Below are 572 nucleotides of genomic sequence, written 5' to 3'. Positions count from 1 at the left end.
CCCAACCGCCCCTACCACAACTGCGCCTGCGCTTTATTTGGGCTAGCATTTTTATTGTTTTCATTCCTCTATTTGCCTACGCCGGATTGCGCCATCTGCTCAATATACCACCCAAAGGCGCATTCGGCGCCGCGCTCATTTGGCTCATCCTGCCATGGGGCTTCGCCCTGTTCCATCCCGACCGCCAGTTCCTCTACGACTTCTTGGCCGGAACAAGGCTGGTGGATTTAAATCAGAAGAAAACAAACGAATAAAATTCGCAAGCATCTCAAGCTCTAAATAAAATAAAGGCCGTCTGAAACTCCAGATACGTTTCAGACGGCCTTTAATCATAACATCAAGCAATGATTATTCTTGCCAACGTTTGAACACCAGCGAAGTATTGACGCCGCCAAAGGCAAAGTTATTGCTGACCACATAATCGGTTTGAATCTCACGTCCGCCCGTTTGAATATAATCCACCTTGCCGCAACGCGGATCGATGTTTTCCAAATTGACGGTCGGCGCAAACCAACCATTGTTCATCATTTCGATGGTAAACCAGGCTTCCAATGCGCCGCACGCGCCGAGTG

Annotated in this window: 2 pseudogenes; one reads left to right on the top strand and one right to left on the bottom strand. The window is 49.0% G+C overall.

Annotated elements, in window-relative coordinates:
• A pseudogene (locus ACTHUR_RS16510) lies at positions 1-254 on the top strand (RDD family protein); the annotation flags it as partial.
• A 94-nt stretch (positions 255-348) separates the two neighbouring features.
• On the opposite strand, the pseudogene ACTHUR_RS16505 reads toward ACTHUR_RS16510, so the two are convergent.
• A pseudogene (locus tag ACTHUR_RS16505) lies at positions 349-572 on the bottom strand (beta-ketoacyl-ACP synthase); the annotation flags it as partial.

The sequence above is a fragment of the Neisseria sp. P0021.S007 genome (genome assembly GCF_051956855.1).
Note: the sequence above shows the minus strand (reverse complement) of the source record. Positions and strands in the feature narration are given on the sequence as shown.